This is a genomic window from Shigella sp. SIG6 (assembly GCF_053555815.1).
Map to the genome: position 1 here is coordinate 1 of NZ_JBQZXC010000065.1, position 20,103 is coordinate 20,103.

General features: G+C 48.9%; 19 protein-coding genes and 3 pseudogenes. 16 read left to right on the forward strand and 6 right to left on the reverse strand.

Annotation, left to right across the window (positions count from 1 at the left end; translation table 11 throughout):
* The first annotated feature begins 433 nt into the window (after positions 1–433).
* The 8 genes and pseudogenes from fimE to fimH all read left to right on the forward strand — a co-directional run bounded on the left by fimE (position 434) and on the right by fimH (position 8,106).
* The gene (gene fimE, locus ACUU1M_RS12090; protein WP_152028957.1) at positions 434–1,030 is read left to right on the forward strand and encodes a type 1 fimbria switch DNA invertase FimE; all 597 of its coding nucleotides are present in this window, start codon (positions 434–436) and stop codon (positions 1,028–1,030) included.
* A gap of 480 nt (positions 1,031–1,510) precedes the next feature.
* Entirely contained in the window at positions 1,511–2,059 is a 549-nt protein-coding gene (fimA, locus tag ACUU1M_RS12095; RefSeq protein WP_000695529.1) for a type 1 fimbrial major subunit FimA, read from the forward strand.
* 64 nt (positions 2,060–2,123) lie between these two features.
* Complete coding sequence (locus ACUU1M_RS12100) at positions 2,124–2,663, forward strand: fimbrial protein (protein ID WP_000824102.1); 540 nt, start codon at positions 2,124–2,126, stop codon at positions 2,661–2,663.
* A gap of 36 nt (positions 2,664–2,699) precedes the next feature.
* Entirely contained in the window at positions 2,700–3,425 is a 726-nt protein-coding gene (fimC, locus tag ACUU1M_RS12105) for a type 1 fimbria chaperone FimC (RefSeq protein WP_152028958.1), read from the forward strand.
* Between the two features lie 66 nt (positions 3,426–3,491).
* A pseudogene (fimD, locus tag ACUU1M_RS12110) lies at positions 3,492–6,128 on the forward strand (fimbrial usher FimD).
* Between the two features lie 9 nt (positions 6,129–6,137).
* Positions 6,138–6,668, forward strand: a complete 531-nt coding sequence (gene fimF, locus ACUU1M_RS12115; RefSeq protein ID WP_001244836.1) for a type 1 fimbria minor subunit FimF — start codon at positions 6,138–6,140, stop codon at positions 6,666–6,668.
* Between the two features lie 72 nt (positions 6,669–6,740).
* Complete coding sequence (locus ACUU1M_RS12120; protein WP_077897989.1) at positions 6,741–7,184, forward strand: fimbrial protein; 444 nt, start codon at positions 6,741–6,743, stop codon at positions 7,182–7,184.
* 19 nt (positions 7,185–7,203) lie between these two features.
* The gene (gene fimH, locus ACUU1M_RS12125) at positions 7,204–8,106 is read left to right on the forward strand and encodes a type 1 fimbria D-mannose specific adhesin FimH (protein WP_000816511.1); all 903 of its coding nucleotides are present in this window, start codon (positions 7,204–7,206) and stop codon (positions 8,104–8,106) included.
* Positions 8,107–8,356: 250 nt separating this feature from the next.
* Here the strand turns inward: fimH and gntP are convergent, their stop codons facing one another.
* A complete protein-coding gene (gntP, locus tag ACUU1M_RS12130) occupies positions 8,357–9,700 on the reverse strand; it encodes a gluconate permease GntP (RefSeq protein WP_000558239.1) in 1,344 nt (447 codons plus the stop codon).
* A 339-nt stretch (positions 9,701–10,039) separates the two neighbouring features.
* Here gntP and uxuA point away from each other — a divergent pair, with 339 nt between their 5' ends.
* From uxuA to uxuR, 3 genes are all read left to right on the forward strand, one after another.
* Positions 10,040–11,224: a mannonate dehydratase gene (gene uxuA / locus ACUU1M_RS12135; protein ID WP_000438578.1), complete on the forward strand. Its 1,185-nt coding sequence runs from the start codon at positions 10,040–10,042 to the stop codon at positions 11,222–11,224.
* Positions 11,225–11,304: 80 nt separating this feature from the next.
* On the forward strand, positions 11,305–12,765 hold the full coding sequence (locus ACUU1M_RS12140; RefSeq protein ID WP_000208163.1) for a fructuronate reductase: 1,461 nt from the start codon (positions 11,305–11,307) through the stop codon (positions 12,763–12,765).
* A 214-nt stretch (positions 12,766–12,979) separates the two neighbouring features.
* On the forward strand, positions 12,980–13,753 hold the full coding sequence (uxuR, locus tag ACUU1M_RS12145; RefSeq protein ID WP_000844159.1) for a Uxu operon transcriptional regulator: 774 nt from the start codon (positions 12,980–12,982) through the stop codon (positions 13,751–13,753).
* A 140-nt stretch (positions 13,754–13,893) separates the two neighbouring features.
* Here the strand turns inward: uxuR and ACUU1M_RS12150 are convergent.
* Positions 13,894–14,724: pseudogene (locus ACUU1M_RS12150) on the reverse strand (DUF2686 family protein).
* 286 nt (positions 14,725–15,010) lie between these two features.
* Between ACUU1M_RS12150 and ACUU1M_RS12155 the strand changes: the two are divergent.
* From ACUU1M_RS12155 to iraD, 4 genes and pseudogenes are all read left to right on the forward strand, one after another.
* The gene (locus ACUU1M_RS12155) at positions 15,011–15,061 is read left to right on the forward strand and encodes a hypothetical protein (RefSeq protein WP_418886025.1); all 51 of its coding nucleotides are present in this window, start codon (positions 15,011–15,013) and stop codon (positions 15,059–15,061) included.
* Positions 15,058–15,200, forward strand: a pseudogene (ytiD, locus tag ACUU1M_RS12160) (protein YtiD). The gene ACUU1M_RS12155 and the pseudogene ytiD overlap by 4 nt, the downstream one beginning before the upstream one ends.
* A 115-nt stretch (positions 15,201–15,315) precedes the next feature.
* Complete coding sequence (idlP, locus tag ACUU1M_RS12165; RefSeq protein ID WP_120795393.1) at positions 15,316–15,399, forward strand: iraD leader peptide IdlP; 84 nt, start codon at positions 15,316–15,318, stop codon at positions 15,397–15,399.
* On the forward strand, positions 15,396–15,788 hold the full coding sequence (gene iraD, locus ACUU1M_RS12170) for an anti-adapter protein IraD (RefSeq protein ID WP_000986206.1): 393 nt from the start codon (positions 15,396–15,398) through the stop codon (positions 15,786–15,788). Before idlP ends, iraD begins: the two co-directional genes overlap by 4 nt.
* Here iraD and hypT read toward each other — a convergent pair.
* The 4 genes from hypT to ACUU1M_RS12190 all read right to left on the reverse strand — a co-directional run bounded on the left by hypT (position 15,781) and on the right by ACUU1M_RS12190 (position 19,083).
* Positions 15,781–16,692: a hypochlorite stress DNA-binding transcriptional regulator HypT gene (gene hypT, locus ACUU1M_RS12175; protein ID WP_000340753.1), complete on the reverse strand. Its 912-nt coding sequence runs from the start codon at positions 16,690–16,692 to the stop codon at positions 15,781–15,783. The two genes, iraD and hypT, sit on opposite strands and share 8 nt — an antisense overlap.
* Positions 16,693–16,756: 64 nt before the next feature.
* A complete protein-coding gene (iadA, locus tag ACUU1M_RS12180) occupies positions 16,757–17,929 on the reverse strand; it encodes a beta-aspartyl-peptidase (protein WP_000568430.1) in 1,173 nt (390 codons plus the stop codon).
* Positions 17,930–17,941: 12 nt separating this feature from the next.
* On the reverse strand, positions 17,942–18,403 hold the full coding sequence (locus ACUU1M_RS12185) for a YjiG family protein (RefSeq protein WP_000211961.1): 462 nt from the start codon (positions 18,401–18,403) through the stop codon (positions 17,942–17,944).
* On the reverse strand, positions 18,400–19,083 hold the full coding sequence (locus ACUU1M_RS12190; RefSeq protein ID WP_005072381.1) for a nucleoside recognition domain-containing protein: 684 nt from the start codon (positions 19,081–19,083) through the stop codon (positions 18,400–18,402). The genes ACUU1M_RS12185 and ACUU1M_RS12190 overlap by 4 nt, the downstream gene beginning before the upstream one ends.
* Before the next feature lie 249 nt (positions 19,084–19,332).
* On the opposite strand from ACUU1M_RS12190, the gene kptA reads away from it, so the two are divergent.
* The gene (gene kptA, locus ACUU1M_RS12195) at positions 19,333–19,917 is read left to right on the forward strand and encodes an RNA 2'-phosphotransferase (RefSeq protein ID WP_152028959.1); all 585 of its coding nucleotides are present in this window, start codon (positions 19,333–19,335) and stop codon (positions 19,915–19,917) included.
* Positions 19,918–20,103 lie beyond the last annotated feature (186 nt).

Sequence of the window (20,103 nt, forward strand, 5' to 3'; positions counted from 1 at the left end):
ATTATTCTTACGATATATCAAAAATGATTAACCATTTATTAATTGATGTTATTGTAAGTGTGATTCTTAATTATCATAATAAACATTAAGTTAACCATACCCATACAAAATCTAATGGTTTATGTTCTTCAAAATAAATAAACAAAATCATTCATAAGTTTACACATCACTTAAATTCTCCTGTTTCCACACTTTTTTCTTTATTTTTTAAGTAACTGGAAGTTAATCCTCTGTAATCTATTGTTATATTGAATCAAATCAATGAAAATAGATGTTGTCACATCAGTGATATTTTATTTTTGTATGATGTAATTGACTGATAGCCACATAACTTCGTGTGTGGTTATCTTTTTATCTATTGGGCTAATTTTGACCGATTGAGGTTTCCTATAGGTATTCATTCAAATATATCTCAGTTAGGAGTACTACTATTGTGAGTAAACGTCGTTATCTTACCGGTAAAGAAGTTCAGGCCATGATGCAGGCGGTTTGTTACGGGGCAACGGGAGCCAGAGATTATTGTCTTATTCTGTTGGCATATCGGCATGGGATGCGTATTAGTGAACTGCTTGATCTGCATTATCAGGACCTTGACCTTAATGAAGGTCGAATAAATATTCGCCGACTGAAGAACGGATTTTCTACCGTTCACCCGTTACGTTTTGATGAGCGTGAAGCCGTGGAACGCTGGCCCCAGGAACGTGCTAACTGGAAAGGCGCTGACCGGACCGACGCTATATTTATTTCTCGCCGCGGGAGTCGGCTTTCTCGCCAGCAGGCCTATCGCATTATTCGCGATGCCGGTATTGAAGCTGGAACCGTAACGCAGACTCATCCTCATATGTTAAGGCATGCTTGCGGTTATGAACTGGCGGAGCGTGGTGCAGATACCCGTTTAATTCAGGATTATCTCGGGCATCGAAATATTCGCCATACTGTGCGTTATACCGCCAGTAATGCTGCTCGTTTTGCCGGATTATGGGAAAGAAATAATCTCATAAACGAAAAATTAAAAAGAGAAGAGGTTTGATTTAACTTATTGATAATAAAGTTAAAAAACAAATAAATACAAGACAATTGGGGCCAAACTGTCCATATCATAAATAAGTTACGTGTTTTTTCTCAAGCATAAAAATATTAAAAAACGACAAAAAGCATCTAACTATTTGATATGTAAATTATTTCTCTTGTAAATTAATTTCACATCACCTCCGCTATATGTAAAGCTAACGTTTCTGTGGCTCGACGCATCTTCCTCATTCTTCTCTCCAAAAACTACCTCATGCAATATAAAAATCTATAAATAAAGATAACAATAGAATATTAAGCCAACAAATAAACTGAAAAAGTTTGTGCGCGATGCTTTCCTCTATGAGTCAAAATGGCCCCAAATGTTTCATCTTTTGGGGGAAAACTGTGCAGTGTTGGCAGTCAAACTCGTTGACAAAACAAAGTGTACAGAACGACTGCCCATGTCGATTTAGAAATAGTTTTTTTAAAGGAAAGCAGCATGAAAATTAAAACTCTGGCAATCGTTGTTCTGTCGGCTCTGTCCCTCAGTTCCGCAGCGGCTCTGGCCGATACTACGACGGTAAATGGTGGGACCATTCACTTTAAAGGGGAAGTTGTTAACGCCGCTTGCGCAGTTGATGCAGGCTCTGTTGATCAAACCGTTCAGTTGGGACAGGTTCGTACCGCTAGCCTGAAGCAGGCTGGAGCAACCAGCTCTGCCGTTGGTTTTAACATTCAGCTGAATGATTGCGATACCACTGTTGCCACAAAAGCCGCTGTTGCCTTCTTAGGTACGGCAATTGATGCTACGCGTACTGATGTACTGGCTCTGCAGAGTTCTGCTGCAGGTAGTGCAACAAACGTTGGCGTGCAGATCCTGGACAGAACAGGCAATGCTCTGACGCTGGACGGTGCGACATTTAGTGCACAAACAACCCTGAATAACGGTACCAACACCATTCCGTTCCAGGCGCGTTATTATGCAATCGGCGAGGCAACCCCGGGTGCAGCTAATGCGGATGCAACCTTCAAGGTTCAGTATCAATAACCTACCCAGGTTCAAGGACGTCATTACGGGCAGGGATACCCACCCTTGTGCGATAAAAATAACGATGAAAAGGAAGAGATTATTTCTGTTAGCGTCGTTGCTGCCAATGTTTGCTCTGGCCGGAAATAAATGGAATACCACGCTGCCCGGCGGAAATATGCAATTTCAGGGCGTCATTATTGCGGAAACTTGCCGGATTGAAGCCGGTGATAAACAAATGACGGTCAATATGGGGCAAATCAGTAGTAACCGGTTTCATGCGGCAGGGGAAGATAGCGCACCGGTGCCTTTTGTTATTCATTTACGGGAATGTAGCACGGTGGTGAGTGAACGTGTGGGTGTGGCGTTTCACGGTGTCGCGGATGGTAAAAATCCGGATGTGCTCTCCGTGGGAGAGGGGCCAGGGATAGCCTCCAATATTGGTGTAGCGTTGTTTGATGATGAAGAAAACCTCGTACCGATTAATCGTCCTCCAGCAAACTGGAAACGGCTTTACTCAGGCTCTACTTCGCTACATTTCATCGCCAAATATCGTGCTACCGGGCGTCGGGTTACTGGCGGCATCGCCAATGCCCAGGCCTGGTTCTCTTTAACCTATCGGTAATTGTTCAGTAGATAATGTGATAACAGGAACAGGACAGTGAGTAATAAAAACGTCAATGTAAGGAAATCGCAGGAAATAACATTCTGCTTGCTGGCAGGTATCCTGATGTTCATGGCAATGATGGTTGCCGGACGCGCTGAAGCAGGAGTGGCCTTAGGTGCGACTCACGTAATTTATCCGGCAGGGCAAAAACAAGTGCAACTTGCCGTGACAAATAATGATGAAAATAGTACCTATTTAATTCAATCATGGGTGGAAAATGCCGATGGTGTAAAGGATGGTCGTTTTATCGTGACGCCTCCTCTGTTTGCGATGAAGGGAAAAAAAGAGAATACCTTACGTATTCTTGATGCAACAAATAACCAATTGCCACAGGACCGGGAAAGTTTATTCTGGATGAACGTTAAAGCGATTCCGTCAATGGATAAATCAAAATTGACTGAGAATACGCTACAGCTCGCAATTATCAGCCGCATTAAACTGTACTATCGCCCGGCTAAATTAGCGTTGCCACCCGATCAGGCCGCAGAAAAATTAAGATTTCGTCGTAGCGCGAATTCTCTGACGCTGATTAACCCGACACCCTATTACCTGACGGTAACAGAGTTGAATGCCGGAACCTGGGTTCTTGAAAATGCATTGGTGCCTCCAATGGGCGAAAGCACGGTTAAATTGCCTTCTGATGCAGGAAGCAATATTACTTACCGAACAATAAATGATTATGGCGCACTTACCCCCAAAATGACGGGCGTAATGGAATAACGCAGGGGGAATTTTTCGCCTGAATAAAAAGAATTGACTGCCGGGTGATTTTAAACCGGAGGAATAATGTCATATCTGAATTTAAGACTTTACCAGCGAAACACACAATGCTTGCATATTCGTAAGCATCGTTTGGCTGGTTTTTTTGTCCGACTCGTTGTCGCCTGTGCTTTTGCCGCACAGGCACCTTTGTCATCTGCCGACCTCTATTTTAATCTGCGCTTTTTAGCGGATGATCCCCAGGCTGTGGCCGATTTATCGCGTTTTGAAAATGGGCAAGAATTACCGCCAGGGACGTATCGCGTCGATATCTATTTGAATAATGGTTATATGGCAACGCGTGATGTCACATTTAATACGGGCGACAGTGAACAAGGGATTGTTCCCTGCCTGACACGCGCGCAACTCGCCAGTATGGGGCTGAATACGGCTTCTGTCGCCGGTATGAATCTGCTGGCGGATGATGCCTGTGTGCCATTAACCACAATGGTCCAGGACGCTACTGCGCATCTGGATGTTGGTCAGCAGCGACTGAACCTGACGATCCCTCAGGCATTTATGAGTAATCGCGCGCGTGGTTATATTCCTCCTGAGTTATGGGATCCCGGTATTAATGCCGGATTGCTCAATTATAATTTCAGCGGAAATAGTGTACAGAATCGGATTGGGGGTAACAGCCATTATGCATATTTCAACCTACAGAGTGGGTTAAATATTGGTGCGTGGCGTTTACGCGACAATACCACCTGGAGTTATAACAGTAGCGACAGTTCATCAGGTAGCAAAAATAAATGGCAGCATATCATTACCTAGATTGAGCGAGACATAATTCCTTTACGTTCCCGGCTGACGTTGGGTGATGGTTATACCCAGGGCGATATTTTCGATGGTATTAACTTTCGCGGCGCACAATTGGCCTCAGATGACAATATGTTACCCGATAGCCAAAGAGGATTTGCCCCGGTGATCCACGGTATTGCTCGTGGTACTGCACAGGTCACTATTAAACAAAATGGATATGGCATTTATAATAGTACGGTGCCACCGGGGCCTTTTACCATCAACGATATCTATGCCGCAGGTAATAGTGGTGACTTGCAGGTAACGATCAAAGAGGCTGACGGCAGCACGCAGATTTTTACCGTACCCTATTCGTCAGTCCCGCTTTTGCAACGTGAAGGGCATACTCGTTATTCCATTACGGCAGGAGAATACCGTAGTGGAAATGCGCAGCAGGAAAAACCCCGCTTTTTCCAGAGTACATTACTCCACGGCCTTCCGGCTGGCTGGACAATATATGGTGGAACGCAACTGGCGGATCGTTATCGTGCTTTTAATTTCGGTATCGGGAAAAACATGGGGGCACTGGGCGCTCTGTCTGTGGATATGACGCAGGCTAATTCCACACTTCCCGATGACAGTCAGCATGACGGACAATCGGTGCGTTTTCTCTATAACAAATCGCTCAATGAATCAGGCACGAATATTCAGTTAGTGGGTTACCGTTATTCGACCAGCGGATATTTTAATTTCGCTGATACAACATACAGTCGAATGAATGGCTACAACATCGAAACACAGGATGGAGTTATTCAGGTTAAGCCGAAATTCACCGACTATTACAACCTCGCTTATAACAAACGCGGGAAATTACAGCTCACCGTTACTCAGCAACTCGGGCGCACATCAACACTGTATTTGAGTGGTAGCCATCAAACTTATTGGGGAACGAGTAATGTCGATGAGCAATTCCAGGCTGGATTAAATACTGCGTTCGAAGATATCAACTGGACGCTCAGCTATAGCCTGACGAAAAACGCCTGGCAAAAAGGACGGGATCAGATGTTAGCGCTTAACGTCAATATTCCTTTCAGCCACTGGCTGCGTTCTGACAGTAAATCTCAGTGGCGACATGCCAGTGCCAGCTACAGCATGTCACACGATCTCAACGGTCGGATGACCAATCTGGCTGGTGTATACGGTACGTTGCTGGAAGACAACAACCTCAGTTATAGCGTGCAAACCGGCTATGCCAGGGGAGGCGATGGTAATAGCGGAAGTACAGGCTACGCCACGCTGAATTATCGCGGTGGTTACGGCAATGCCAATATCGGTTACAGCCATAGCGATGATATTAAGCAGCTCTATTACGGAGTCAGCGGTGGGGTATTGGCTCATGCCAATGGCGTAACGCTGGGGCAGCCGTTAAACGATACGGTGGTGCTTGTTAAAGCGCCTGGCGCAAAAGATGCAAAAGTCGAAAACCAGACGGGGGTGCGTACCGACTGGCGTGGTTATGCCGTGCTGCCTTATGCCACTGAATATCGGGAAAATAGAGTGGCGCTGGATACCAATACCTTGGCTGATAACGTCGATTTAGATAACGCGGTCGCTAACGTTGTTCCCACTCGTGGGGCGATCGTGCGAGCAGAGTTTAAAGCGCGCGTTGGGATAAAACTGCTCATGACGCTAACTCACAATAATAAGCCGCTGCCGTTTGGGGCGATGGTGACATCAGAGAGTAGCCAGAGTAGCGGCATTGTTGCGGATAATGGTCAGGTTTACCTCAGCGGAATGCCTTTAGCGGGAAAAGTTCAGGTGAAATGGGGAGAAGAGGAAAATGCTCACTGTGTCGCCAATTATCAACTGCCACCAGAGAGTCAGCAGCAGTTATTAACCCAGCTATCAGCTGAATGTCGTTAAGGGGGCGTGATGAGAAACAAACCTTTTTATCTTCTGTGCGCTTTTTTGTGGCTGGCGGTAAGTCGCGTTTTGGCTGCGGATAGCACGATTACTATCCGCGGCTATGTCAGAGATAACGGCTGTAGTGTGGCCGCTGAATCAACCAATTTTACTGTTGATCTGATGGAAAACGCGGCGAAGCAATTTAACAACATTGGCGCGACGACTCCTGTCGTTCCATTTCGTATTTTGCTGTCACCCTGTGGTAATGCCGTTTCTGCCGTAAAAGTTGGGTTTACCGGCGTTGCAGATAGCCACAATGCCAACCTGCTTGCACTTGAAAATACGGTGTCAGCGGCTGCGGGACTGGGAATACAGCTTCTGAATGAGCAGCAAAATCAAATACCCCTTAATGCTCCATCGTCTGCGATTTCGTGGACGACCCTGACGCCGGGTAAACCAAATACGCTGAATTTTTACGCCCGGCTAATGGCGACACAGGTGCCTGTCACTGCGGGGCATATCAATGCTACGGCTACCTTCACTCTTGAATATCAGTAACTGGAGATGCTCATGAAATGGTGCAAACGTGGGTATGTATTGGCGGCAATGTTGGCGCTCGCAAGTGCGACGATACAGGCAGCCGATGTCACCATCACGGTGAACGGTAAGGTCGTCGCCAAACCGTGTACGGTTTCCACCACCAATGCCACGGTAGATCTCGGCGATCTTTATTCTTTCAGTCTTATGTCTGCCGGGGCGGCATCGGCCTGGCATGATGTTGCGCTTGAGTTGACTAATTGTCCGGTGGGAACGTCGAGGGTCACTGCCAGCTTCAGCGGGGCAGCCGACAGCACCGGATATTATAAAAACCAGGGGACCGCGCAAAACATCCAGTTAGAGCTACAGGATGACAGTGGCAACACATTGAATACTGGCGCAACCAAAACAGTTCAGGTGGATGATTCCTCACAATCAGCGCACTTCCCGTTACAGGTCAGAGCATTGACGGTAAATGGCGGAGCCACTCAGGGAACCATTCAGGCAGTGATTAGCATCACCTATACCTACAGCTGAACCCGAAGAGATAATTGTAATGAAACGAGCTATTACCCTGTTTGCTGTACTGCTGATGGGCTGGTCGGTAAATGCCTGGTCATTCGCCTGTAAAACCGCCAATGGTACCGCTATCCCTATTGGCGGTGGCAGCGCTAATGTTTATGTAAACCTTGCGCCTGTCGTGAATGTGGGGCAAAACCTGGTCGTAGATCTTTCGACGCAAATCTTTTGCCATAACGATTATCCGGAAACCATTACAGACTATGTCACACTGCAACGAGGCTCGGCTTACGGCGGCGTGTTATCTAATTTTTCCGGGACCGTAAAATATAGTGGCAGTAGCTATCCATTTCCGACCACCAGCGAAACGCCGCGGGTTGTTTATAATTCGAGAACGGATAAGCCGTGGCCGGTGGCGCTTTATTTGACGCCTGTGAGCAGTGCGGGCGGGGTGGCGATTAAAGCTGGTTCATTAATTGCCGTGCTTATTTTGCGACAGACCAACAACTATAACAGCGATGATTTTCAGTTTGTGTGGAATATTTACGCCAATAATGATGTGGTGGTGCCCACTGGCGGTTGTGATGTTTCTGCTCGTGATGTCACCGTTACTCTGCCGGACTACCCTGGTTCAGTGCCAATTCCTCTTACCGTTTATTGTGCGAAAAGCCAAAACCTGGGGTATTACCTCTCCGGCACAACCGCAGATGCGGGCAACTCGATTTTCACCAATACCGCGTCGTTTTCACCAGCGCAGGGCGTCGGCGTACAGTTGACGCGCAACGGTACGATTATTCCAGCGAATAACACGGTATCGTTAGGAGCAGTAGGAACTTCGGCGGTAAGTCTGGGATTAACGGCAAATTACGCACGTACCGGAGGGCAGGTGACTGCAGGGAATGTGCAATCGATTATTGGCGTGACTTTTGTTTATCAATAAAAAAATTACAGCGCATTGCTAATGCTGGTACCTGAGGCGCTACGCTATCAGACCTACAAAACCTGCACGTTAGCCCTTTGTAGGCCAGATAAGACGCGTCAGCGTCGCATCTGGCATAAACAAAGCGCACTTTACTGGTCTGTTCCCCTCACCCTAACCCTCTCCCCGGAGGGGCGAGGGGACTGTCCGGGCACATTTTTAGACTTTAGTCATCAGTCTGAGCCTGCCATTGGCAGGCTCTGGTGTTCTTTTACGCTACCATGCTAATAATCAGCACAATAATCAGCCCAACCACGGAGTTGACCAGCTCCAGCAGACCCCAGGTTTTCAACGTGTCTTTTACTGACAGGTCAAAGTAACCTTTGAACAACCAGAAAGATGCATCATTAATGTGGGTGAGGGTGTTGGAACCCGCAGCCGTCGCCAGTACCAGCAGCGCCGGATTCACGCCAACCAGCTGACCGGTTGCTGGATCAAGGATTGCAGCACTGATAATCCCGGCGGCGGTCATCGCCGAAACGACACCCTGACCCGTCGCCAGACGAATTAGCACAGTGATCAGCCATGCCATAATGTAGGGCGAGATATTGCCGTGGGACATCAACATGCCGATGGTGTCGCCAATGCCGGTGTCGATGATGGTCTGCTTCAGCACGCCACCCGCACCGATGATCAGAATCACCATTGCAATACTCTTCACCGCGCTTTCAAAAGCGTTCATCACCCACTGCATGTCATGACCACGCGCGGTGCCAAAGAGTACGAATGCAACCACCATCGCAATAAACATCGCAATCGGCGAGGAACCAATAAAGTTAACCACTTCCCAGGCAGGGGTATCTTTTACCAGCCAGATATTGGCGATGGTGGTAGAGATCATAATGATCGCCGGGATCAGCGGCACCAGAATCGAAACGCCGAAAGAGGGCAGATTATTCATATCTACCGGTTGATCTGCTTTCAGGAATGATGGCGTTGGGCGCTCAAGATTGCCGAGGAACTTCGGCAGGATCAGACCTGCGCAGATTACACTTGGGATCGTCACCAGTACGCCATAGATATAAACCATCCCCATATCCGCGCCATAAGCATTCACCAGCGCCACCGGACCCGGCTGCGGTGGGAACAGTGAATGTGCGGTAGTGGCAGCTGCTACTGCCGGGATCGCCAGTTTCAGGAACGGAATTTTAGCTTCGGCGGCAATAACAATAACCAGCGGCGCTAACATGATAAAGGCCACTTCATAGAACATCGCCAGACCGAAAATAAGGCCGATGATAATCACCGACAGCTGTACATAGCGCAGACCGAGACGCGCCAGCAGCGTATGTGCTATCTGGTGAGCCGCGCCGGAGTCGACCATCAATTTACCGATGACCGCACCGAACACCACGATGATAGCCAGTTCTCCCAGCGTGTTGCCGAAGCCCGCTTTCATGGTGTGCAGCAGCGACATCAAATCCATGCCTGCCAGCATCCCGACGGACAGCGCCGCCACCAACAAAGCCACCATTGAATTGATTTTGAACTTCAAATTCAGTATCAGCATCAGGCCAATGCCGAATACCACCCAGAGAATGTTAAGCACATGCATAACGTTTTACCTTACTTGGTTGAACCGTTGTTATTTTGGGCGACATGTTATGTAAATTGGTCAACCATTGTTGCGATGAATGTCACATCCTCTGATCAATAACCATCGATTACCCTTTGCTGCAATTTGCAGCAACAACCATGAGAGTGAAATTCTTGTGATGTGGTTAACCAATTTCAGAACTCGGGTTGACATGTCTTACCAAAAGGTAGAACTTATACGCCATCTCATCCGATGCAACGCCACGGCTGCGGTCTGGTTGTTCATCCGGATACCTAAACAACTCCAAGGTTCCGCGTCTCTTTGCTGTGGAACCCACTATGTGAAAGAGGAAAAATCATGGAACAGACCTGGCGCTGGTACGGCCCAAACGATCCGGTTTCTTTAGCTGATGTCCGTCAGGCGGGCGCAACTGGCGTGGTTACCGCGCTGCACCATATCCCGAACGGCGAAGTATGGTCCGTAGAAGAGATCCTCAAACGCAAGGCGATCGTTGAAGACGCAGGCCTGGTGTGGTCTGTCGTAGAAAGCGTACCAATTCACGAAGATATCAAAACCCACACTGGCAACTATGAGCAGTGGATCGCTAACTATCAGCAGACTCTGCGCAACCTGGCGCAGTGTGGCATTCGCACCGTGTGCTACAACTTCATGCCGGTGCTCGACTGGACCCGTACTGACCTCGAATACGTGCTGCCAGACGGCTCCAAAGCTCTGCGCTTCGACCAGATCGAATTCGCTGCATTCGAAATGCATATCCTGAAACGTCCAGGCGCGGAAGCGGATTACACCGAAGAAGAAATTGCTCAGGCAGCTGAACGCTTCGCCACTATGAGCGACGAAGACAAAGCGCGTCTGACGCGTAACATCATTGCCGGTCTGCCGGGCGCGGAAGAAGGGTATACCCTCGACCAGTTCCGTAAGCACCTGGAGCTGTACAAAGATATCGACAAAGCCAAACTGCGCGAAAACTTTGCCGTCTTCCTGAAAGCGATTATTCCAGTTGCTGAAGAAGTTGCCGTGCGTATGGCGGTTCACCCGGACGATCCGCCGCGCCCGATCCTCGGCTTGCCGCGCATTGTTTCCACCATTGAAGATATGCAGTGGATGGTTGATACCGTAAACAGCATGGCGAACGGTTTCACCATGTGCACCGGTTCCTACGGCGTGCGTGCTGACAACGATCTGGTTGATATGATCAAGCAGTTCGGTCCGCGTATTTACTTCACCCATCTGCGCTCCACCATGCGTGAAGATAACCCGAAAACCTTCCACGAAGCGGCGCACCTGAACGGTGACGTTGATATGTACGAAGTGGTGAAAGCGATTGTTGAAGAAGAACACCGTCGTAAAGCGGAAGGCAAAGAAGACCTGATCCCGATGCGTCCGGACCACGGTCATCAGATGCTGGACGACCTGAAGAAGAAAACCAACCCTGGTTACTCCGCAATTGGTCGTCTGAAAGGCCTAGCCGAAGTTCGCGGTGTCGAACTGGCGATCCAGCGCGCTTTCTTTAGCCGTTAATACCCACCGGCATGGCTGCGCGCCGTGCCGGTTCCTTCTTCCTTGCCGTCACTCTCTGAAGACGGATTCTGGAGTTTACGATGACTACTATTGTTGACAGCAATCTGCCGGTTGCCCGCCCGTCATGGGATCATTCTCGTCTGGAATCACGCATTGTGCATCTCGGTTGCGGGGCGTTTCACCGCGCGCACCAGGCGCTGTATACCCATCATCTGCTGGAAAGCACCGACAGCGACTGGGGCATCTGCGAAGTTAACCTGATGCCAGGCAACGACCGCATGCTGATCGAAAACCTGAAAAAACAGCAACTGCTGTACACCGTAGCGGAAAAAGACGCAGAAAGCACCGAGCTGAAAATTATCGGTTCGATGAAAGAAGCGCTGCATCCGGAAATCGACGGCTGCGAAGGTATTCTCAACGCGATGGCGCGTCCGCAAACGGCGATTGTCTCTCTAACGGTCACGGAAAAAGGCTACTGCGCTGATGCGGCAAGCGGTCAACTGGATCTCAATAACCCGCTGATCAAGCACGATCTGGAAAACCCGACTGCGCCGAAGTCCGCGATTGGTTACATCGTCGAAGCCTTGCGTCTGCGTCGTGAAAAAGGGCTGAAAGCATTTACGGTGATGTCCTGCGATAACGTGCGTGAAAACGGTCATGTGGCGAAGGTCGCGGTACTGGGGCTGGCTCAGGCGCGTGACCCGCAGCTAGCGGCATGGATTGAAGAGAACGTCACCTTCCCGTGCACCATGGTTGACCGCATCGTTCCGGCGGCGACGCCAGAAACCTTACAGGAAATTGCTGACCAGCTGGGTGTTTACGACCCGTGCGCCATTGCCTGCGAACCGTTCCGTCAGTGGGTGATTGAAGATAACTTCGTTAATGGTCGCCCGGACTGGGATAAAGTGGGCGCACAGTTCGTTGCAGACGTTGTGCCGTTCGAAATGATGAAGCTGCGTATGCTGAACGGCAGCCACTCTTTCCTGGCGTACCTCGGTTACCTCGGCGGCTATGAAACCATTGCCGACACCATGACTAACCCGGATTATCGCAAAGCGGCCTTTGCCCTGATGATGCAGGAACAAGCGCCAACGCTGTCGATGCCGGAAGGTACGGACCTGAACGCCTATGCGACGCTGCTGATCGAGCGTTTCAGCAACCCGTCTCTGCGTCACCGTACCTGGCAGATTGCGATGGACGGCAGCCAGAAGTTACCGCAGCGTCTACTGGACCCGGTGCGTCTGCACCTGCAAAACGGCGGCAGCTGGCGTCACCTGGCGCTGGGCGTGGCTGGCTGGATGCGTTACACCCAGGGCGTGGATGAGCAGGGTAATGCCATTGACGTGGTCGACCCGATGCTGGCCGAGTTCCAGAAGATTAACGCGCAGTATCAGGGCGCAGACCGCGTGAAAGCGCTGCTGGGCCTGAGCGGTATTTTTGCCGATGATCTGCCGCAGAATGCCGACTTTGTTGGCGCGGTGACGGCGGCATATCAGCAGCTGTGCGAACGCGGTGCGCGCGAGTGTGTGGCTGCGCTGTAACTAACTGATTACCCTACAGACTTACTGGTCAATCAAACTGATATTTGGTTGACCAGTTTTCGTTTTTTTGCCCACCTGTACGTGCCAACTTCCAGTGCTAATGGTATAGTTTGAGATTAACGGGGGCCGTAAAATTGCCCGTTGTAGGCCGGATAAGGCGTTCACGCCGCATCCGGCAAAAATTTGATTAACCGCACCTAACGGACACAACACCATGAAATCTGTCACCTCTGCGCAAAGACCTTACCAGGAAGTCGGGGCGATGATCCGCGATCTGATCATAAAGACGCCGTACAATCCTGGCGAACGGCTGCCGCCGGAGCGTGAAATTGCAGAAATGCTTGATGTCACGCGGACGGTGGTACGTGAAGCGCTGATCATGCTGGAGATCAAAGGGCTGGTGGAAGTGCGCCGGGGTGCCGGTATCTATGTGCTTGATAGCTCAGGCAGCCACAACACAGACAGTCCGGATGCCAACGTCTGCAATGATGCGGGTCCTTTTGAGCTGTTACAGGCGCGTCAGTTACTGGAAAGTAACATCGCCGAGTTTGCCGCACTGCAGGCTACCCGCGAAGATATCGTCAAAATGCGTCAGGCATTGCAACTGGAAGAGCGTGAACTGGCTTCCAGCGCGCCGGGTAGCAGCGAAAGCGGTGACATGCAGTTCCATCTCGCCATTGCTGAAGCAACGCATAACAGCATGCTGGTGGAGTTATTCCGTCAGTCCTGGCAGTGGCGGGAAAACAATCCAATGTGGATCCAGTTGCACAGCCATCTGGATGACAGCCTGTATCGCAAAGAGTGGTTGGGCGATCACAAACAGATCCTCGCCGCGTTAATCAAAAAAGATGCCCGAGCGGCGAAGCTGGCAATGTGGCAGCATCTGGAAAACGTTAAGCAACGTCTGCTGGAATTCTCGAACGTTGACGATATTTATTTTGACGGCTATCTCTTTGATTCATGGCCGCTGGATAAAGTCGACGCCTGACTTATTATAATAAGCGCAAGGGTAAACGTTCCTTGCGCTTTCTTAAATTAAGAAGTCGCAATGAGTATTACTTTGTAAATTGCAGGGTTTTGTTTAAATATCTGTATAACCTGAATATTAGTACTCATTCTTCTCAGTGGCTATTTACCAATATAATTCCATTCACCATTTTTTAATTCAAACAGTTCTGGAAGAGATGACGGTTGCAGAGTCATGCGTTTGAGTGGCGCATCTTCATCACCGGGGATAACGTTATATCCCATTTTTGAATGGATCTCCGCGGTACCAGGATAGGCTTCTATACCAATGATTGGGTCATTTCCCATCTCAATATTAGCATTAAGTAATGCGGCAAGGGCGAATCCGGAAGAATTTGCTACCCCTGAGACAGTTATTATCTGATCAATATAGATATCAATTCTTGGCTGCTCATTGGTCCATCTTTTTGCCTGAGAAGCTGGAAGGGTTGAAATATATCCTATCGTGGTTCCGGCATAACCAGGAACATTGCAACCAGGGCCTAATGTTATTTCATGAACTGTATAGTCCTCAACAGGATCGAAAGGGCTCTTCATAAATAAATTTAGCCGTAAACCTTCTGCTAACTCTGTAGCAGCATGCGCCTTTTTACATATACCACCATATATTTCGTCTAAAGCTGAGGTGATTTTCAAGTTTCGATAGAGCATACGTCCTGTTGTTGTAATACCATTGAATTCTCTGCATGTATCTGTCACATAATTAAATGGTCAGGACTGTTTGCCAATATTAAGTTTTCTAATTTCGACAACGCTTTTTCCATCGTAATTATGGTTATTGCCACGAGCAAGAGGCAGAAGATAGATATTTTCCGTATCCAGGCGTGCATATTCATATCGACGTGTTAACTCACTGTCGACTTTTGGATGATGAAGGAAGTGATTATTTGTATTGAATTGGTTATTAGCGGCATTGCTTAATGGCATAGACATAATAGTTACCTTTTATGAGTATTTAACTGATGTTTAGAAAAATAGATAAATTTTTCTGTAGTAAAAAGAGAAGTAAACAAATGACATGCATGTTTCTGTTGTAGTGATATCAACTCTACACAGTGATATTAAAGGGTAGGAAACACTCTAAAGTATCAAAAAACGCTCATTTAAAATTATTTGCATGCAATTTAAAAGCATATCTTATTACTAATTGGAATTTGATGTTGCTATATTGAGGTCTATATTAATAATGCCTGTGAATGGTATTTTTGATGTATTTGATATGTTATCAATTTATATTATTTACAAACTAATTGTTTCAAATAATACATAGCTGATTATGCGGAAATAAATAATTTCCCACCGAAATTAAGTAGCAGCGGTGACAAGTATTTTCATCTACGTAACTATTCGGAATATTCAGAATATACTAGCGTTTTTTTTTGAGTTTGATGATTTTTATCAAATCATGACTTTTTTCCTGAAAAGTCAGTAGATATTCATAGGCAAGTAAGGTTTTATACTTTGCTGACAGGATTCAGGCCTGTCTCAGACTGACATGGATGTAATGAACAAAAGGGAATGGCTATGGAAAATGAGCATCAATACAGTGGTGCCCGGTGTTCAGGGCAAGCCGCATATGTTGCTAAACGTCAGGAGTGCGCAAAATGATGCGCCAATCACTTCAGGCTGTTTTACCTGAAATTTCAGGCAATAAAACGTCATTGCTGCGTAAATCGGTATGCAGCGATCTCCTCACTCTTTTTAATTCTCCTCATTCGGCATTACCGTCATTACTTGTTTCAGGCATGCCCGAGTGGCAAGTGCATAACCCGAGCGACAAACATCTCCAGAGCTGGTATTGCCGTCAGCTGCGTTCTGCACTGTTATTTCATGAGCCACGGATTGCGGCGTTGCAGGTTAATTTGAAAGAAGCGTACTGCCACACTCTGGCGATCAGCCTTGAGATAATGCTGTACCACGACGATGAACCGCTAACGTTTGATCTGGTCTGGGATAATGGCGGTTGGCGCAGTGCGACGCTTGAGAATGTCAGCTAAGCACAATCTCCAGCTCGCGCAGTTCACGCCAGAAGCGTTCGGCAACTGGATTCATGCGGGTATTCATCCGGTATGCGTAGGCCTGAATCGGGATCACCTGTTCGTCCCGATTCAGCACAACGAGCTGCCCGCTGCGAATTTCTTGTTGGATGGCATACTCCGGCAGCCAGGCAATCCCACAGCCGTCGAGGGCAACCTGCTTTAAAAGCTCGCTCATCGAAGAGACAAAAAAGGTGCTGAAACTTAACTCACTGTGGCGCGTCAGGGTGCGATTAATCAATCGCCCCATGTAGGAGTTGCAGCTGTAATTCAGTAACGGAAAGTGTGGCTGCGCGAGGTTAAAAAGTGCTTCTCCGTGTTCGTCACTGGCGCAGACAGGGAACAATTGAGATTCAAATAAGCGAATGTGGTCAAACGGCGCTTCCAGCAAATCTTCGTCGTGAAAGGAAAAAATACAGTCACTTTGCCCTTCACGCAGTTTATCGACCGCTTCATCGACATCAATGGCTTCAATTGCCCAGGTAAAGAGCGGCGGCATCTGGCTGATAATGGACGGTAACAGACCGAGGGAAAGAGAGTGTGCAGCGGCTATCTTGATTTTACGTTGCGCGTAATCGCTGCCGCCACGCAGCTCTGCAAGGTTGCTTTCTAACTGTTGCAACAGATGGCGGATCTGCGAATGGAAGATTTTCCCTTGTTCTGAGAGTTGCAGTGGCGTCACCTGGCGGTTAAACAATTCAACGCCAATCGCCTGTTCCAGTGCACGGATGCGGCGGCTGAATGCCGGTTGCGAGACGTTGCGACTGACTGCCGCCTGGGAAAAATTGCGGCATTTTTCCAGAGTCAGAAAATCATAAAGCCATTTGGTTTCAATATTATGCAAAACCGCACCACAGTCATCCATTACGTTTTACTCTGTCAGCCGCCCTTGGGGGCATTCTACGTCCATTAGGGCGGCTGACAACCGTTTAAGCCGTTTCAAACGTTCCTTTCACGCAGGCTTTGCCGTCTTTGACCATCAGTTTGCCGCGAGCGTATACCTGCTCAATGCGCAATTCTGGCGTCATGACCAGTAAGTCTGCGTCATTGCCTGGCAGAATTTCGCCTTTCCCGCTCATGTTAAGGAAACCGGCTACGCTACTGGTGAGCGGGCGCAGGGCATCGCTGATACTGAAATCATAGTCTTTGACCAGCACCTGCACGGTTTCCAGCAACGTTTCAAAACCTGCAACACCGATATGGGTTAAATTCCCTTCGTCATCGAAGAACGGCTGGCTACCGTTGCCGTCGGAGCTGAGGGTGACGCGTGCCAGCGGAATACCCGCCTGAACGGCGCGGGCAATACCTTCGGCAGGGGCGACCGGTTCGTCAATGCTGCTGGTGATATCGATGGTGCCGCCTTTGCGCGCGAACTCCAGCGCCTGCTCAAACAACGGTACGTTGCGGTTAACGTGGGTCGGCAGCAGCTTGCTGATCGGCACATCGCAGTTTTCCAGCAGGTCATAAATAGGCTTTAACGCCTTTTTACTGTCGCCCATGTGGAACACGGTGACGCCAGGTTTACCGCCGAGCAAACCGCCAACGCGGGATTCTGCCGCCATATTAGCCAGGTGATAAACGTCCGGTGCGGCAGAACGGTGATCAGAGATGGCGCATTTCACGCCAATCACACGATCGATAATCGCCACGTCTTTTTCCACGGAACCCGTAATAGTGCGGGAAGGGACATGATAAGCGCCGGTCAGCATCCAGGCGCTGATGCCTTCTTCATTGAGCGCACGGGTCTTGGCGAGCAGGGATTCCGGGTGGCGAGAGATAGAGTCGGTGCCCAGCAGACCAACCACTGACGTGACGCCCGCTTCCGTCAGGCGACTTAGCGCCACTTCCGGCGTGCGCGTCGTGGGACCTGCTTCGCCGCCACCGCCAATCAAATGGACGTGTTGATCAATAAAACCTGGGCAGAGGATCTGCCCGCTGAGATCGACAACCGTGCAGTTCGGTACAATGTCAGAAGGGATATTGCTGGCAACGGCGATAATTTTGCCGTTAGCGACGAGGACATCGCAAATTCCCCGATCTTCCGGCGCATACAAATGCGCTCCCTGCAGCAGGGTAAAACCGGCTGCGGTATAATCAATCATGGTAACTCCTTGTTAAACAATAAGCTGCATAACCCAGATCGACAGCAATGCGTTAATCACGCAGACCGTAATGATATGCGGGTAATATTTGGCATTCACTTCGGCTGTCCCCAGGCAGCGACCGACATTTTGCACCGGGTTGCCCATTAAAGACATTGCGGGCAGTAAAACGGTGACATCGTGGCCGGTTAATGCGTCAGCGGTTGCCAGACTGGCGGCAACACCGACTGCACCGCCCATACTCATTAATGCGGCTAAAAGGACGGTTGCCGCTTCACCGGGTAATCCCCACAGCGCCATTACGGGTTCACAGATATGCCCCACCCAGTCGAGCAGGCCGGTAATTTTCAGCGCCTGAATGATGACAAACGCCATCACCACGTTTGGCAGCAGGTTGGTCGTGGCGATAGTAAAGCCACGGCGCGCGCCATCGATAAACATATCCATGACGTTTTTGCGGACCTGAGTTGTCATGCTTGCGCTCCTTGCGTTGGGTTGCGACGTTCTTCGAAGTTAAGCCAGACGCGCAAAATGTTGGCTCCGACAAATTTAAACACCAGGATGACGGCTAAAGGTACGATTACGGACGTGCCCAGAAAGGCAAACACCGCGACGCCGGAAGAGAAGTAGTTGGTGATGATGGCGCTACCGCTGGTTTGATATGCGGCGAAAATCACTTTATCGCGTTCGGTAATTTCACCTTCCTGCGCCAGCTCTTTGGTCATACCGGCGGCGGCATCCGTGTTTTGCAGGTTAGCGATCAGTGCCAGCGAGCAGATCCCTGGAATGCCCAACAACGGTTTTAGCACAGGTGTCATTAACTGCTGCGCGGCGCGTAATCCACCAAAACCATCGGTAATTGAAATAATCCCCAGAGAGAGAATGACTGACGGTGCCAGCTCCAGCGCAAAGAGAAAGCCATCTTTAGCCCCCGCGCCACCCACCCCGCGAAATGAGGTGGTGGCTCCATTCGCACCAGGCAGTTGCCCAAACGATCCGTTCAGAACGGAAAAATCAAAAACGCGCCACCAGCTGTCTGTTCCGGAAAAAACACCGGAAAAAAAGATTATGGTGAGAAAAAAAGCCAGATACCCTTTAATGCCCACTTTTTCTGTCGCCAGCTCCCCGGCTACAGCATCCCCTTGTTGTGTCATAACAATCCCCATTGTTTTTTTGTGTTTGTGTGTTGCTTGAGCCAGGAAAATTCCTGGAACTGAAAAACCTTATCAGCCATGTGGGTATGGGGAAAATGCAAGTATGTTTCTGGCTATGCGTTTTTTGCATAGGGGAAAAATTACGCTGTGTGGAAAAGGTTCTGCGCAGGATTGAGTTGCAGAAAATTCATAAACCCAGTGACAATGACATTAGTAAATAAAAACAGAAAATCCAGGGACGAAAACGCGATGGCAAAGTACAACGAAAAAGAGCTGGCGGATACGAGCAAGTTTTTAAGTTTTGCCCTCCGACACAAACCGGAGGCGATTGGTATCGTACTGGACCGTGAAGGATGGGCGGATATCAATAAGCTCATACTTTGTGCCCAAAAAGCGGGCAAGCGATTAACCCGTGCATTGCTGGATACCGTGGTCGCAACCAGCGATAAAAAGCGTTTTAGTTATTCCAGTGATGGTAGGTGCATCCGCGCGGTTCAGGGGCATTCGACTTCGCAGGTCGCTATTTCCTTTGCCGAAAAAACACCGCCACAGTTTCTCTACCACGGTACGGCAAGCCGTTTCCTTGACGAGATAAAAAAACAGGGGCTGATTGCAGGGGATCGTCATTACGTGCATCTCTCTGCTGATGAAGCAACGGCACGCAAAGTGGGAGCAAGACACGGATCGCCGGTTGTCTTAACCGTCAAAGCACAGGAAATGGCGAAACGAGGCATCCCTTTCTGGCAAGCGGAAAACGGGTTCTGGCTGACATCAACGGTTGCTGTTGAGTTTCTTGTGTGGTCGTTTATGCCGACTGGGGTACAAAAACAATAAATTCAATATATTGCAGGGGTTATATAGGCCTGGTAAGCGCAGCACATCCGGCAATGTAGCGTTTGTTATCAGTCTGAAGGGATACCCTCGTAAAAGGGTATCCTTTAATAACAACTGCTGAAATTAAAGTGATTTACGGCAGGCGGTCAGTTGGGGGCTGGAATCAGCGTCGCTTCCGGTCATACC